Source organism: Winogradskyella sp. HB-48, from assembly GCF_049942685.1.
In the GTDB taxonomy this organism is placed as follows: Bacteria; Bacteroidota; Bacteroidia; order Flavobacteriales; family Flavobacteriaceae; genus Winogradskyella.
Genome location: NZ_CP187934.1, coordinates 373,024 through 385,110 on the forward strand (window position 1 = coordinate 373,024; position 12,087 = coordinate 385,110).

13 protein-coding genes are annotated in these 12,087 nt (G+C 32.5%); all 13 read left to right on the plus strand.

What is annotated here, in order from left to right; translation table 11 throughout:
- Positions 1 to 9 precede the first annotated feature (9 nt).
- The 13 genes from ACPX19_RS01790 (at position 10) to ACPX19_RS01850 (ending at position 12,080) form a co-directional block, all read left to right on the plus strand.
- Positions 10 to 1,896 (plus strand): PAS domain S-box protein, encoded by a 1,887-nt coding sequence (locus ACPX19_RS01790; protein ID WP_426431103.1) that lies wholly within the window; start codon positions 10 to 12, stop codon positions 1,894 to 1,896.
- Positions 1,889 to 2,938, plus strand: a complete 1,050-nt coding sequence (locus ACPX19_RS01795) for a response regulator (RefSeq protein ID WP_426431104.1) — start codon at positions 1,889 to 1,891, stop codon at positions 2,936 to 2,938. Before ACPX19_RS01790 ends, ACPX19_RS01795 begins: the two co-directional genes overlap by 8 nt.
- 80 nt (positions 2,939 to 3,018) lie before the next feature.
- Complete coding sequence (locus ACPX19_RS01800; protein ID WP_426431105.1) at positions 3,019 to 3,867, plus strand: universal stress protein; 849 nt, start codon at positions 3,019 to 3,021, stop codon at positions 3,865 to 3,867.
- A gap of 7 nt (positions 3,868 to 3,874) precedes the next feature.
- The gene (locus tag ACPX19_RS01805) at positions 3,875 to 4,261 is read left to right on the plus strand and encodes a hypothetical protein (RefSeq protein WP_426431106.1); all 387 of its coding nucleotides are present in this window, start codon (positions 3,875 to 3,877) and stop codon (positions 4,259 to 4,261) included.
- A 510-nt stretch (positions 4,262 to 4,771) separates the two neighbouring features.
- Positions 4,772 to 5,620 carry a universal stress protein gene (locus ACPX19_RS01810; protein ID WP_426431107.1) on the plus strand — a complete coding sequence of 283 codons (849 nt, stop codon included), beginning with the start codon at positions 4,772 to 4,774 and terminating at the stop codon, positions 5,618 to 5,620.
- 18 nt (positions 5,621 to 5,638) lie between these two features.
- Complete coding sequence (locus ACPX19_RS01815) at positions 5,639 to 6,481, plus strand: universal stress protein (RefSeq protein WP_426431108.1); 843 nt, start codon at positions 5,639 to 5,641, stop codon at positions 6,479 to 6,481.
- Between the two features lie 74 nt (positions 6,482 to 6,555).
- Complete coding sequence (locus ACPX19_RS01820) at positions 6,556 to 7,386, plus strand: universal stress protein (protein WP_426431109.1); 831 nt, start codon at positions 6,556 to 6,558, stop codon at positions 7,384 to 7,386.
- A 42-nt stretch (positions 7,387 to 7,428) separates the two neighbouring features.
- Entirely contained in the window at positions 7,429 to 8,283 is an 855-nt protein-coding gene (locus ACPX19_RS01825) for a universal stress protein (protein WP_426431110.1), read from the plus strand.
- A gap of 12 nt (positions 8,284 to 8,295) precedes the next feature.
- A complete protein-coding gene (locus tag ACPX19_RS01830; protein ID WP_426431111.1) occupies positions 8,296 to 8,703 on the plus strand; it encodes a hypothetical protein in 408 nt (135 codons plus the stop codon).
- A 75-nt stretch (positions 8,704 to 8,778) separates the two neighbouring features.
- Positions 8,779 to 9,630: an ATP cone domain-containing protein gene (locus tag ACPX19_RS01835; RefSeq protein ID WP_426431112.1), complete on the plus strand. Its 852-nt coding sequence runs from the start codon at positions 8,779 to 8,781 to the stop codon at positions 9,628 to 9,630.
- A gap of 2 nt (positions 9,631 to 9,632) precedes the next feature.
- Positions 9,633 to 11,006, plus strand: coding sequence for an MBL fold metallo-hydrolase RNA specificity domain-containing protein (locus tag ACPX19_RS01840; RefSeq protein ID WP_426431113.1), 1,374 nt, complete (start codon positions 9,633 to 9,635; stop codon positions 11,004 to 11,006).
- Between the two features lie 104 nt (positions 11,007 to 11,110).
- A complete protein-coding gene (locus ACPX19_RS01845) occupies positions 11,111 to 11,563 on the plus strand; it encodes an Hsp20/alpha crystallin family protein (protein ID WP_426431114.1) in 453 nt (150 codons plus the stop codon).
- A 67-nt stretch (positions 11,564 to 11,630) separates the two neighbouring features.
- Entirely contained in the window at positions 11,631 to 12,080 is a 450-nt protein-coding gene (locus ACPX19_RS01850) for a hypothetical protein (RefSeq protein WP_426431115.1), read from the plus strand.
- Positions 12,081 to 12,087 lie beyond the last annotated feature (7 nt).

Below are 12,087 nucleotides of genomic sequence, written 5' to 3' on the forward strand. Positions count from 1 at the left end.
TAGTTTTGCATGATTAAACAAGACCAAGAAATATTCAATATTCTTCTAGAAGCCATCTCTGAAGCAGTAATTATAGTTGATGAAAAGCAACATATCATGGAGATTAATGGCGGATCTGAAACTATTTTTGGTTACAATAAAGATGAAATTAAAGGTAAGCCAATAGAGATTCTCATACCTTCCAAATTCCGTAAAGCACACAGTAAAAATGTAGAACGCTTTATAGAAGAATATCAGCATAGCAAAATGGGTAAAACCACAGATGTTTACGGACTAAAAAAAGATGGTACCATTATACCTATCGAAGTAGAACTTAATCCTTACAGCATCTACAACAAAACCTATGTTATGGCTTTGGTTAAGGATATCTCTAAACAAAAAGAGAGTGAATTCAATTTTATGCTTAGAACCAAGGCATTAGATTCTGCAAAAAACGGTATTGTAATTACCGACGCCCTAAAACCAGATAATCCTATCATTTACCACAATGCAGCTTTTGAGAAGCTTACTGGTTTTACTAAAGAAGAAATACTAAATAGGAACTGTAGATTTCTTCAAGGTGACGATAGGGACCAAAAAGAAATTTCCAAAATAAGAAAAGCCATAAAGAATGGCGAAAGTTGTTTGGCCACTCTTAGAAATTACAAAAAAGATGGCACCATTTTTTATAATGATTTATACATCACACCTATAACAAATAGAAGAGGTATTGTTACCCATTTTATTGGAGTTCAAAATGATGTAACGGAACGGGTGAGAGCTCAAGAAGAAAAAAATCATTTGGCAACAATATTTAATGAGTCTTTAAATGAAATATACGTTTTTGATGCCGAAACATTAAATTTTATTAATGCCAATAGAGGTGCCCTAAAAAATATAGGTTACTCTTTGGAAGAGCTAAAATCTATGACTGCTGTAGATTTAAAATTAGGAATAGACGAAGCAACTTTTAGAAAAAAATACATTAATAAACTTCTAAAGAAACAAGAAGAGCAGTTAGACTTTGAAACCATTCATGTTAGAAAAGATGGTACGTCATATCCTGTAATGGTACATTTACAGCTTTCTCTATTGAAAGATAAAAAAGTGTTTGTTGCCATTATATTAGATATTACCGAGCAAAAGAACTATACTATAAAACTTGAAAAAACAGTACAAGAAAGAACTTTACAGCTTCAAGAGGCATTGAGTAAAGAGAAAGAACTTAACGAATTAAAAACAAAATTTTTGTCGCTAGTATCACATGAGTTTAAGACACCCCTAAGTGGCATAGCAACATCTTTAATGCTCTTAGAAAAATATAAGCTTAGTGAAGAGCAACCAAAACGAGACAAACACTTGGCTATCTTAAAAGACAAAGTAAATTACCTAAACACTATATTAAATGACTTTTTATCTATCGAAAGATTAGAAACTGGCACATATAACTACTCGTTTTCAGACTTCAGATTAAGTAAAGTAATCAATGAAGTAATTTATAGTTCTAACATGCTTTTAAAAGAAGGGCAACGTATCAATTACCCAAGTGATATCGATGGTATATCAATGTATCAAGATGAAAGAATTATTGAAATTATCTTGTCTAATGTTCTTCAGAATGCGGTGAAATATTCAGGTGAAAATTCGAGTATTGATGTTAGAATTCACCAAAATGAAAACGATACCATTTTTGAGGTTGAAGATTATGGTATTGGCATACCTAAAAAAGAAATGGATAATATTTTTACACGTTATTATCGTGCAGAAAATGTGCTCAACCTGCAAGGTACTGGAATTGGTCTTAACATTGTAAAAACTCATATCGAAAATTTAGGCGGAAGCATAAAGATTGAGAGTATAGAGAACAAAGGAACACTAGTGACACTAAAAATCCCAAATAAAGCAAAGCATGACTAAGATTTTACTCATAGAGGACGATAAGGTTTTGAGAGAAAACACAGCCGAACTTTTGGAACTTTCTAACTTTGAAGTTATTACAGCTCCCAATGGTGAACTTGGCTTAAAATCAATAAATATCAATTTACCAGACATTATTGTCTGTGATATTATGATGCCGAAAATTAATGGTTATGAAGTGCTAAATGAAGTAAGTAAGGACAATAAAACAAAGTATATCCCTTTTATATTCTTATCTGCCAAAACCGAACATCAAGACGTAAGAAAAGGGATGAATCTTGGTGCTGATGATTATATAACAAAACCTTTTACTGAGGAGGAGCTAGTAAGTGCCATTAAAAGCAGATTGGCCAAAGCTAGTATTCTTAAAGAGAAAGTAGAAGATAACGTTCATAATTACTCTGAGAAAGATGAACTAATCAACCTCAATGACTTAAAAAACTTCTTTGACGATTATGGCAATGGGCTTACGTTCAACAAAGGCGATATTATTTACAGAGAAGGTGATCATTCCAATTTTATCTATCTCATTACCAAAGGTGCCGTAAAATGCCACAAACTAGACACCAAAGGCAAAGAATTAGCCACAAGCCTATATAAAGAAGACGATTTGTTTGGTTACACATCTTTCACACATAATTTACCACACAAAGAAACCGCAACAGCTATAAAAAAGACCAAGCTGGTTGGCTTATCCATACTACAATTATCAGAAATCATAAAGAATAATAACAAACTAGCCATAGCATTAATTGACCACCTAACAGACGACCTATCCCATATTAAAGACCAGCTTTTAGAAATGGCATATAGCTCAGTCAATAAAAAAACGGCCAGTACCATTCTTCAATTTGCTGAAAAAATTAATCGTAGACCAAATGACCCAATAAAAATATCAAGAAATGACTTGGCAAGTGTTGCTGGTATTGCTACTGAAACTTTTATACGTACACTAACCAATTTTAAAGAACAGGGATTAATTAAATCTGAAGGAAGAAACATTGTTGTTTTAGATATTGATGGACTTAAACAAATTAAATAAGTACACTTTTCTAAAATGATTCTTGTCATTTTATAAACCGTTTTAGGCACTTAAATTTAAGATACTAAATTATAGGTATCATGAAAAATGTGCTTTTACCAACGGATTTTTCTGAAAACTCATGGAATGCCATCAAATATGCCATCCATTTTTTTAATGCTGTTGACTGTGGTTTTTATGTATTGCATGTCAACAGTTTAAACAACTTCATTCCTCAAGACGAAACCTTAATTGTAGATACTTATTATCTAGAAAACACTTATATCAAACCGGCAAAACAAAGGTTGCGTAATTTTATTAAGCGCATTTCAATGCTTGAACCTAATAAAGAGAAGCACAGATTCTTTGCTCTTACGGAAACCGGTTTTTTTATTGATTCTATTCGAAAGATTGTAAAAGAAAAGCAAATAGATTTTATTATAATGGGCACAAAGGGTGCTTCAGGTTTAAATGAAATCATTATCGGAACAAATACTGCAGACGTTATTACCAAAGTTAAATGCACCACACTTGCAGTACCTGAAAATGCAGAATTTATAGCACCAAAAGAGATTGCTTTTCCAACAGATTTAAATTTATCTTATAACCTGGAAGCATTACATCCATTAGCAGAAATATTTCAGCATTTTAAAGCATCTCTTAGAATACTTCATATCAATAAAAACAAAGAAGATCCAAGAGAAGATTTAGATGAAAGCATAACATTGCTTAAAGATTATTTTACAGGTATTAGAAGCAGTTTTCATTATCTAACCAACAAAAAAGTCGAAGATGCCGTACAATGTTTTGTAGAAAGCAGAGATATTGATCTCATCTGTATGGTAGCCAAAAACCTCAACTATTTTCAACAAATATTTTTTCATAGTAGGGTTGAAAAAATAAGCTACCACACTGATAAACCACTATTAGTATTACACGAAAAAAATTAATAAAACCATGGAAAATTCACTATTCTTCACAAAGTTTTGGGGCTGGTACCTTATCATTTTCTTTTTTATACTAAGCTTTAATCCAAAACGGATAAAACAGATTTTTAGCAACCTTAAAGATGAAAAGTTTTTAATTCTGGCTGCCTTTATTTGTATTACGTTAGGTCTAACCACAATTATCTTACATAACTTTTGGGAATTAAATTACAAACTGGTTATTACATTAATTGGATGGTCATTTCTGTTTTCTGGCTTGGCGCTTTTTATTTTTCCAAATAAAACAGTATCGTGGTTAATCTTAACCAACGTTAAAATGGTTCAGCTCATTTATATGTTATTATTTTTAGTAGGTCTTTTTCTATTAAATATCGTTTATCAGATAATACCGTATTAAATAAAATTGATATATGTCATTTTATAAAACAAAGAGGTAGTTTATGTTTGGTGGGTGATATTAAAATCTAGAATGATTAATATCACGTGCTATTAATCACGAAAAAAGTCAGAGTAATCTCTGGCTTTTTTTGATAGTGTTTCTCACCAAAACTGATATTTCTCATTTTATAAAACACACCTAATCATTACATTTACTCTGTTCATATAAGAAGTAAAATTATTAGTAAAGCGTTCATATTTCATTATGGGTTTATGAATGCAATAAAAGTGTTTAATGCTTTGGTTGAATTTAAAAGCAACTCTTTATAATTCTTTGTAGTCAGAGGATTTTGGGGTTTTCAAAATAAGAGGTGAATTATAGAATTAAACACTTTATTGAAACAGGAAGTTAAAGCTTCCTGTTTCTTTTTAAATATAACCTAAATAACAAAGCCACATTGTATGATAAATATCATTGTAAAATGACGCTAATTACCTTAGCTTTAGTAAGCTATAAAATGAATTTATCATGAGAAATATTTTAATTCCAACAGATTTTTCCGCTAATGCCATGAATGCATTAAAATATGCATCTGAGCTATTTAAATATGACAAAAGCAGATTTTTTATAATGCATGCTTACCAAGATGAGATTTTTGAAAACGAAGAACTCATTAAAGAGGAAACTTTGGTAAAAGTTACCAAGCAAGTTGCAGATAAATCACAATCTAATCTTGATAAGGTGCTGAAAGAGATAAAAGAGATTTCTCCAAATCCAAGACATAGCTACTCTATTATTTCTGCAAACAACATGCTAGTGGATGAAGCAGACAAAATCGTAGACGAAGAAAATATAGACATCATTGTTATGGGTACTCGAGGCAATACTAACGATAAAAAATTGACTTTTGGCAGTCATACACTTCAGGTTTTAAGATATGTGCAGTGCCCTGTTTTAGCAATACCAGAGCATTATACTGGCATTCAGCCAAGACACATCCTCTTCCCCACTAATTACCTCATTCCATATAAAAGAAGAGAACTGAAATTACTATGTGAGCTAGCAGCACCTTATAGAGCTACAATAGACATGTTATATGTATCTGACAATGATCACCTATCCATGAGACAGCAAAACAATCAAAGTTTTGTAAAGGATGAACTTTGCAAAAATGAGATCAACTTTAAGACTGTTAAAGACTCCAGTATTACTGATGCTATTTGCAACTACATAGATGAGAATAATGTAGATATGTTAGTGATGGTAAATACAAGACATTCCTTTTTTGAAAACATATTCTTTCAATCTAAAATCGATGAAATAAGTCTGAAAATTGATATTCCTTTTTTGGCACTTCAAAACATTAGACGCTACTAACTTTAAAAATCTATCACCATGAAAAAGATATTATTACCAACGGATTTTTCTGATAATTCATGGAATGCTATTACATATGCATTACAGCTGTATAAAAATGTAAAATGCAACTTTATTTTACTAAACACATATACCCCAGTTGTTTATCAGATAGAATTTATGCAATCTAGCGAACCTCAGTTTCAGCTTATGGAAACTGTTAAGGAAACCAGCAAAAAAACACTTAAGGATTTGGTTGACAGAATAGAATCTGAATTCCCTAATCCTAATCATCAATTTACAACCATTTCATCATTTAATACTCTTACAGGTGAGATTAGTGAATTGTACCAAGGCAATGTAATGGATCTTATAATTATGGGAACCAAAGGAGCATCTGGTGTTAAAGAAGTTTTGTTTGGCTCTAACACCATGCATGTACTTAACAATGCTAAGTGCCCAGTAATTGCTATACCAAGTGATTTTGATTTTGAAAAACCACACGAATTGTTATTCCCCTCAGACTATGAAATTGACTTCAAAGACCAACACTTAGATCCTCTTTTAGATATTGCCAACCTATATAACATTCGCATTAATATTATGCATGTACACTATGGTGAAGCTTTAACTGAAAGACAAGAACTTAATCGACAAAGACTAGAAACAAAGTTTAAAGGTATTGCACATCTATTCCACAATATCAAAAACAAAAATATACCAGAAGCAATTACAGAATTTCAAATAAAAACAAAAATTAATCTGTTAGTGATGATTAACAATAAGCATTCATTTTTTGAAAATCTATTCTTTAAATCCAACATAAAGCATATAGGTTTTCATCTAAACGTACCTTTTATGGTTATTCCATCGCAACTGTAAACAAGACTGATTATAATCATTTCAAAATGTAAAAGTTAGCCGTAACTTTTGCTAATGAACTAAAGCTACTCGCCATGAAAAAAATACTATTACCAACGGATTTTTCAGACAACGCTTGGTGTGCGGCCGTATATGCCCTTAAGCTCTACGAGAAAGAAGATTGTACGTTTTATTTTCTGCATTCTTACAAAATGAAAGCCTCTGCGATGTCTAATATTTCCAATAAACTACTGAGATCTATGGCAGATAATGCCATGCAGGAGTTATTGGAACTCAAAGACATGGCAGAACGTGCAAACGACAATCTAAATCATAATTTTGAAGTTGTACTCAGTGCAAATGCCATGGATGATGCCATTGATATGGCTATCACCAAGCACAACATAGATCTTATTGTAATGGGAACTAAAGGAGCTACTGGTGCCAAAGAAATATTTATGGGTAGCAATACTGTGAAGATTATCAAACACGTTAAGACTTGCCCTATTCTTTTAATTCCGCATGAGTTTGACTTTGAGGAGCCAAAGCAAATTGCATTTCCAACAGATTTTAATCGATTTTATGGCGAAGAATTATTACCTCTAAAAAACCTTTCAAAACTGTACGATTCTAAGATTAGGATATTACATATTAATGAAGAAAAAAATCTGAGTCATCAACAAGATTATAATCTGGCAATGCTAAAAGCTTATTTAGAAGATAATCCACATAGTTTTCATTGGATGCCAGATTATACCAAGAAAGAAAATGCAATAAAGGATTTTATAGAAGAACTAAACATAGACATTTTAGTAATGATTAACTATCAGCACAGTTTTATAGAAAGTATTATTAATGAGCCGGTAATTAAAAAGATAGGCTTCCATGCCACAATACCATTTTTTGTAATTCCGTCATCAGCTTAATAAGCGATTGACTCAAAGTACAACAACTTAAAACATAGAATCATGAGGCATAAGATTTTATTACCAACAGACTTTTCGGACAATGCTTGGCATGCAATAGATTATGCCACTGAGCTATATAAAAACGAGCAGACCGATTTTTACATCCTAAATGTGTTTTCAGCCACTGGAAATCTAGTCGAAAGTTTAATGAAACCAAAATCTGGAAGCGACATTTATGAGTCTAAAAAATGGGATTCAGAAGATGGATTAGCTAAAGTTTTAGACAAGTTAGTACTAACAAAGAAAAACAATCCAAAACATCATTTCAAAACTGTATCCATGTTTAACAACACTATTGATGCCATAAAGGAAATAGTGGACAAAAAGGATATAGAAATGATAATTATGGGTACTAAAGGCGAAACACAATCTAGAGCAACGGCCTTTGGTAGTACAGCAATTTATGTTATGGAAAAAGTACGTAATTGTCCCGTAATTGTAGTACCCATGCAAACTGAAATAAAGCTACCAAAAGAAATAGTATTTCCCACTGGTTTTGAAGTACCGTACAAACGCAGAGAGTTGATTTACCTTACTGATATTTCTAAAAAGTCTGATGCATCAATTATTGTTTTGCATGTTAAAGAGCAAGATGAATTAGATAATTCTCAAAAGGAAAATAAGGCACTTCTAGAAGAAATACTAGAAGGTACAATATATAAGCACCATACCTTATCTAACAATTCAGTAATAGCAGCAATCAATGTATTTGTTGAAAGTAGAGAAAGTGATATGGTAGCATTTATTAATAAAAAACATAAGTTTTTTGGCAGCATACTTTCTAGCCCATTGGTTAAAGAAATATCATTTCATCTCAATGTCCCAATTTTAGCTATGCACGACCTAAGAAATTAAAATTACACCATCATGAAGCATACAGGAGTTTGGATAGACAAGGACAAAGCACACATAGTGAAGATAGACAATGGAAAGGAGAGTTTCTCAACCATACAGTCAGAAATTGAACATTTTAAAACCAAAGGAGGATCCGGTCAGAGATTTAAAAGTGGACCACAAGATGTTATTAAAGACAGTAAATATTTAGAAAGAGAGAAACATCAATTAAAACAATATTTCCAAAATATTGTCGAGGACATTAAAGATACTGATGCATTAGTCATTTTTGGACCTGCTGGTACAAATGAAAAGTTTAAAAAAGAATTAGACAAAAACTATAATGCACTAAAAATAAAAGTAAAAGATGTTGTAAAAACTGATAGCATGACCAACAATCAAATAATCGCTTGGGTTCGTGATTATTTTAAGTTGAATTAGTTTCCAGCAAATTTTATTAGTCAGTAAAGCTGCCAGAGTCAATTATATTTTGGCAGCTTTTTTAAATGAATAGAAATGGAAAACGAAAGCATCATTATAACCAAATCATCAGGTGATAGAGTAAAATTTTCACTTAATAAGTTACGTTCTTCTCTAAAACGAACTGGCGCAGACAAAGAAACCATAGACCAGATTATAGATAAAGTTAGAGACGAGCTTTACCAAGGTATTTCAACCAAAGAAATTTACAACAGAGCCTTTGCTTTACTAAAGAAAAAGAAAAGCCATTTCGCATCTAAATACAAACTCAAAAAGGCAATTTATGAGTTAGGCCCAACAGGATTTCCGTTTGAGCGTTTTATTGGAGCTGTTTTAAAATACTCTGGTTACAATGTGAAAATCGGCGAAGTCTTACAAGGCAAATGCGTCACTCACGAGATTGATGTTGTAGCCCATAAAGACAATAAAACTACAATTATTGAATGTAAATTTCATGGTGAACAAGGTATAAACTGTAATGTAAAAGTACCTCTATATATAAACTCTCGTTATCAAGATGTAAAAACACATTGGAATGCCAATCCTCAAAACGGAACAACCTTAACAAAAGCCTGGGTCGTAACTAATACCAGATTTACAGAAGATGCCATACAATACAGTAAGTGTTGTGGACTGTTTTTATTAAGTTGGGATTATCCTGAAAACAATGGTTTAAAAGACCAAATTGACCGCTTGGGACTATATCCAATTACTGTTTCCACCTTACTTTCTAATAGGGAAAAACAATTTTTACTAAGCAGAAATGTGGTCTTATGCAGAGAATTAATACACGATAAATTCTATCTAGACCATTTAGGAATTTCTGATACCAGAAAAGAAAGAATACTTAAGGAAATCACAGATCTCTGTACCATTAAAAGTGAATAAATATGGAAAAATTTGTAAGGGTCAATTTTTTAGGTGCATCAGGTGTAGTCACAGGATCAAAATTTTTGTTAGAAACCTCAGAACAAAATATCTTAATAGACTGTGGCATGTTTCAAGGGTTAAAAACCTTAAGGGAACTCAATTGGGCAGACCTTCCTGTTGATGTTAAATCCATTGATATTACCTTATTAACACACGGTCATTTAGACCACGTTGGGTATTTACCGAGGCTTTTAAAACAAGGATTTAGAGGTAAAATCGTCGGTACAGCACCTACGCTTGCCGTAGCTGAAATCATCTTAAAAGACAGTGCTAAAATTCACGAAGAAGAAGCAGAAAAAGCCAATAAAGAAAAGTACACCAAACACAACCCTGCCCTACCTTTCTACACAGTTGAAGAAGCAGAAGAAACCATCAAACTATTTCATGCAGAGGAAGATGATAAATGGATTTCATTGACTGAAAACATCTCGTATCGCTTTCAATATAATGGCCATATTATTGGTGCAACTTTCATCGAATTGGATATTAATGGTAAACGGTTTGTATTTTCTGGAGATATTGGAAGAACGGATGATTACTTGCTTAACAATCCAAAAACACCGGAATGGGCAGATTACCTGTTTATTGAAAGTACTTATGGCAACAAGTTACACCCAGAAGAAGATGTAGAATCCATTTTAGAAAGCATTATCAAAGAAACGCTACATAAAAAAGGGAACCTCATAATTCCAAGTTTTGCGGTAGAACGCCTACAAACACTGATGTATATTCTTTGGCAATTGTATAAAACCCGTAGAATCCCCAATATTCCTATTTTTATAGATAGCCCAATGGGAGATAATGTTTTGGATGTTTTTAAACGGTTCCCAAAATGGCACAGACTGAGCAATGAAGACTATCAGGCCATGTGCAATCATGTAAACATAGTACAGTCGTATAGAGAAACCTGGGAAACCATAGATGACAAACGCTCTAAAATAGTTATTGCAGGTAGTGGTATGGTTACGGGAGGGCGTGTGCTCACTTACTTACAACAACTTATAGACGAACCGTCAACCACTGTACTTTTAGTAGGCTACCAAGCAGAAGGTACAAGAGGAAGACAACTTAAGGAAGGCGTACATGAAATCCGGTTCTTCGGAAAGTACTATCCTGTTAAAGCCACCATAAAAACGATTGAAAGTTTATCGGCACATGCAGATCAAAACGATTTACTCAATTGGATGTCTAACATCAAAAACATTCCGGAAACTGTCTATCTCATCCATGGCGAGCCTACCGCTCTAGATGCCTTTAGGTCTAAAATAGAAAACACTTATGGTTGGCATGTTAAAATTCCTCAGTTAACGGATGTTGAAAAGCTCATTATTTAACTTATAACAACATACTCCAAACTGATCAATATCATTTCAGAATTACAGTTGGCTCATTAAATTAGAGACAGTAAAATCGAAGTTTAACACTAAAATTTAGAGCTATGTCACTAATTAAATTTAACAACAGAAGACGTTTGGTTCCTAATTGGACAAACGAAGGCTTAAAAAATTTTTTAAGCAGCGACGATTTCTTTAACAATGATTTTTTTGAAGAAGATAGCTTAATGCCAGCTATGAATGTTAAGGAACACGATGACGATTTTGAAATAGAGTTTGCAGCTCCTGGTTTCAATAAAAAAGATTTTGAGGTCACTATAGAAGATAATATTCTTAATGTATGTGGTGAGAAAAAACTTGAATCTGAAGAGAAAGAAGAAGATTTCACACGCAAAGAATTTAGCTATAACTCATTTAAACGATCTATAGCATTACCTAAAACTATTAATACAGATCAGGAAGTTAAAGCAACCTACAAAAACGGTATTCTTAAACTTAATCTTCTAAAAAAAGAAGAAGCTAAAGCACTAAAACCTAAAAAGGTTGAGGTTATCTAAAATCAGTTAATTATGGCAGAGTGTATGTTTTAATAGCCTTACACTCTGCCTTTTTAAATTCTTAATCATGAAAACAATACATACCCACGCCAAACACACAGAATGGTTGAGTGCAGACGAAATGCACTTTGAATCCAAAAAATGGCTTTCAGAATTAGAATTCTACAAAGAAGAACAATGGTTTTTTGAAGATTTAATCCGTACGTACACACTTCAGATTATAGACCATGACCACTTTGATGAAAGTAAACGACTTATTGATAAACTCACCAAAATGGTAGAGCAAACACAGACACTTTTAATGGCTGTGAAAAAGCACGAAAAACAACTGTCCATCATGGTAGATGGCATAGACCAACTACAGGAAGAAATGGCCTATAAAAACGAACATCGTAACCTTACGGAGCTTTTTGACGAATTAAGAAAACGCTATAGAGTTCTTAAAGCCAAGTTCTTTAAGTTTATAAAAATGGTGATGAAAGAAAGCAAACAAAACCACTTAATAGATAAGAAATAGTTCTGTG

Coding starts and splice junctions, on each gene's coding strand:
- ACPX19_RS01820 (WP_426431109.1), top strand. CDS start 6,556: ATGAAAAAAATACTATTACCAACGGATTTTTCAGACAACGCTTGGTGT.
- ACPX19_RS01810 (WP_426431107.1), top strand. CDS start 4,772: ATGAGAAATATTTTAATTCCAACAGATTTTTCCGCTAATGCCATGAAT.
- ACPX19_RS01815 (WP_426431108.1), top strand. CDS start 5,639: ATGAAAAAGATATTATTACCAACGGATTTTTCTGATAATTCATGGAAT.
- ACPX19_RS01805 (WP_426431106.1), top strand. CDS start 3,875: ATGGAAAATTCACTATTCTTCACAAAGTTTTGGGGCTGGTACCTTATC.
- ACPX19_RS01830 (WP_426431111.1), top strand. CDS start 8,296: ATGAAGCATACAGGAGTTTGGATAGACAAGGACAAAGCACACATAGTG.
- ACPX19_RS01800 (WP_426431105.1), top strand. CDS start 3,019: ATGAAAAATGTGCTTTTACCAACGGATTTTTCTGAAAACTCATGGAAT.
- ACPX19_RS01825 (WP_426431110.1), top strand. CDS start 7,429: ATGAGGCATAAGATTTTATTACCAACAGACTTTTCGGACAATGCTTGG.
- ACPX19_RS01795 (WP_426431104.1), top strand. CDS start 1,889: ATGACTAAGATTTTACTCATAGAGGACGATAAGGTTTTGAGAGAAAAC.
- ACPX19_RS01835 (WP_426431112.1), top strand. CDS start 8,779: ATGGAAAACGAAAGCATCATTATAACCAAATCATCAGGTGATAGAGTA.
- ACPX19_RS01790 (WP_426431103.1), top strand. CDS start 10: ATGATTAAACAAGACCAAGAAATATTCAATATTCTTCTAGAAGCCATC.
- ACPX19_RS01845 (WP_426431114.1), top strand. CDS start 11,111: ATGTCACTAATTAAATTTAACAACAGAAGACGTTTGGTTCCTAATTGG.
- ACPX19_RS01840 (WP_426431113.1), top strand. CDS start 9,633: ATGGAAAAATTTGTAAGGGTCAATTTTTTAGGTGCATCAGGTGTAGTC.
- ACPX19_RS01850 (WP_426431115.1), top strand. CDS start 11,631: ATGAAAACAATACATACCCACGCCAAACACACAGAATGGTTGAGTGCA.